The sequence below is a fragment of the Streptomyces atratus genome (assembly GCF_900119365.1).
Classification (GTDB): Bacteria; Actinomycetota; Actinomycetes; order Streptomycetales; family Streptomycetaceae; genus Streptomyces; species Streptomyces atratus_B.
In genome coordinates this window covers 1-2,700 of record NZ_FPJO01000087.1, presented here as the reverse complement: position 1 = coordinate 2,700, position 2,700 = coordinate 1, and the positions used below count along the sequence as shown (strand labels likewise).

Sequence of the window (2,700 nt, the reverse complement as noted above, 5' to 3'; positions counted from 1 at the left end):
CCATCGAAGGCGGCATCACCGCCGTCAGCTGACACAGTCTCAAGCTCTGTACATCAGACCGTACATACCTCTGCACTACAGCCCGTACGCCGACAGGCGCCCTGGTTGCCCAGGAAGGGCTGTGTGAGCACATCCCCACGCCTGTTGTGACCGTCGTCGACACCACCGGCGCCGGGGAGGTCTTCTGCGGCGTGCTCGCCGCCGTCCTCGCCCATGGCAGCCCCCCACCCCCACCCGGGCGGCAGCCACCGCCACCGCCGCGGGTGCCTTCGCCGTCACCGCGCTCGGCGCCCGAGGCGCTATACCTCGCCCGAACGACCTCGTCCGCCTGCGGGCTCACTGAACCCGCGCACCCCGCACGACTCACACGAATGGAGCACGGCCATGCCGGCCCTTCCCCTGATCATTGACACCGACACCGGATCTGACGACGCCGTCGCCCTCCTGCTCGCCGCCGCCAGCGGACTCGGCGACATCCGGGCGGTGACCACCGTGGCCGGCAACGTGCCCGTCGAAACCGGCACCCGCAACGCGCTCATCTCCCTCGAGACCGCCGGCCGCACCGACATCCCCGTCCACCCCGGCTGCGCCCGCCCGATGACGCGCACCCTTTCCACCGCGCAGCACGTACACGGCGAGGACGGCATGGGCGACATCGGCCTGCCCGACCCGGCCACCACCTGCCATCACACCCACGCGGTCGAGACTCTGCTGTCCTCCCCCCACCGGCATCCGGGAGAGCTGACGCTGGTCACACTCGCCCCCCTCACCAATATCGCCGCCGCCCTGCTGCGCGACCCCGACCTGTTCACCCGCTACCGGCACGTGTACTGCATGGCCGGCGCAGCCGACCTGCGCGGCAACGTCTCACCCACCGCAGAGTTCAACGTCTGGGCCGATCCCGAGGCCGCCCGGATCGTAACCCAGGCCGCCACGCCCGAGAAGGTCACCTGGATCGGGTGGGACGTCTCCCGCAAGGACGCCGTCATGACCCCGACCGACCAGCAGCGCCTGGAACAACTCGGCACCCCGATGGCCACTTTCGCCCACCGCATCAACCGCACGGTGGCCGACTGGGCCCGCGATGTGACCGGACTGGCCGGCTACGACCTGCCCGACCCTGTTGCCATGGCCGTGGCACTCAAGCCCGACCTGATCACCGAACAGGAACAGGCCCACGTCGACATCTCCGTCACCGACGACACCCGCGGACAGATGATCATCGACCGGCGCCTGTCCGCTCCCGCCCCCAACATCACCCTGGTCCGCCGCGTCGACGAGACCGGCTTCAAGAAGCTTCTCTTCGACACCGTCACCACACCCCTGCCCGGCCCCTCGCCGCTCGCCGACGCGACTGCCCCCGCACTCTGACCTGGACCGGCTTCATGAACACTCCCACCATGCGGATCCCGCGCTACGAACTGCACTGCCACCTCGACGGCTCCGTCCGCCCCGACACCGTCGCCGACCTCGCCCGCAAACAGGGCATCACCCTGGAACGGCCCGCCCGGGACCTGGTCGTGGCCCCGGCCCACTGCGGCAGCCTGACCACCTTCCTGACCTACATCGACCTCCCTCTGCAGGTCCTGCAGACTCCGGACGCGCTCACTCGCACAGCCCGGGAACTGGTCGAGGACTGGAAAGCCGACGGCGTCGTCTACGGAGAAGTACGCTTCGCCCCGCAACTGCACGGCCGCCGCGGAATGACCCCCGACGAAGCCGTCCAGGCAGTCGCCGAAGGACTGGCCCAAGGCCGGGCCACCACCGGCGTGGGCACCGGACTGCTCCTGTGCTGCCTGCGCCACCAGAGCCCCGACGAAAGCCTCGCCGTCGCCGAGACCGCCCTCAGGCACCGGAACATCGTCGTCGGCCTCGACCTCGCCGGCGACGAAACCCTCTACACCGCCCAGCCCCACCGTCCCGCCTTCGACCTCGCCCACAGCGCCGGCATGCCCTGCACCGTCCACGCCGGCGAAGCCGCAGGCCCCGACAGCATGTGGGAAGCAATCGACATCCTCGGTGCCCGCCGCATCGGCCATGGTGTGCGCTGCACCTCCGACACCGCACTTCTGAACCGGCTCCGCACCGACAAGATCGCCTTGGAGATGTGCCCCACCAGCAACGTGCAGACCGGCGCCGTCCCCAGCCTCACCGACCACCCCGCCATCCCCCTCCTGGCCGCCGGGCTGCCCGTCACCATCAGCACCGACACCCGCACCACCTCCGACACCACTCTGCAACGCGAATTCGACGCACTACGGCACACCAACGGATGGACCAGCGAGCACGAGCCCCTCGCACAGGGGAACGCAACCGGAGCGTCTTTCAGTACCCGAAACGAGTAGTACCAGCGGGCACGACAGCTATGTGACGTGCTCCGCCGCTGTGCCGGGCCTCGTCATAGATCCGGCCAGCCCGCAGTACCCCGTCCGGGACTCCGAGGGGCGTTGTCAGTAGCTGTTTCTGATCCCCGGTTCTGACGGGTCCTACGTTGGCGTGGTGTCCAAGGGCACCGGGCGGGCCGGGGAGCGGAACTGCCGGGCTTGTGGCGAATGGCTCAGGCCGGTTGACCGGCCGTCTGCGTCTGGCCCGCTGCGTCGTGGAAGACGGCTGGCCCCTTCGCCGGGCCGCCGAACGCTTCCAGGTCTCGCCCACGACGGCTCAGCGGTGGGCCGGCCGCTACCGCGAGCTGGGCGAGGC

At 69.9% G+C, this 2,700-nt stretch carries 4 protein-coding genes; all 4 read left to right on the top strand.

What is annotated here, in order from left to right; translation table 11 throughout:
• Nucleotides 1-101 precede the first annotated feature (101 nt).
• Nucleotides 102-410 carry a PfkB family carbohydrate kinase gene (locus BT364_RS44545; RefSeq protein ID WP_107408418.1) on the top strand — a complete coding sequence of 103 codons (309 nt, stop codon included), beginning with the start codon at nt 102-104 and terminating at the stop codon, nt 408-410.
• Complete coding sequence (locus tag BT364_RS38830) at nt 385-1,371, top strand: nucleoside hydrolase (protein ID WP_072489813.1); 987 nt, start codon at nt 385-387, stop codon at nt 1,369-1,371. The genes BT364_RS44545 and BT364_RS38830 overlap by 26 nt, the downstream gene beginning before the upstream one ends.
• Nucleotides 1,372-1,385: 14 nt before the next feature.
• Nucleotides 1,386-2,345 carry an adenosine deaminase gene (add, locus tag BT364_RS38825; protein ID WP_072489812.1) on the top strand — a complete coding sequence of 320 codons (960 nt, stop codon included), beginning with the start codon at nt 1,386-1,388 and terminating at the stop codon, nt 2,343-2,345.
• A 200-nt stretch (nt 2,346-2,545) separates the two neighbouring features.
• Nucleotides 2,546-2,700, top strand: a 155-nt coding sequence (locus BT364_RS38820; protein WP_143166640.1) for a helix-turn-helix domain-containing protein, incomplete at its 3' end; no start/stop codon positions are given.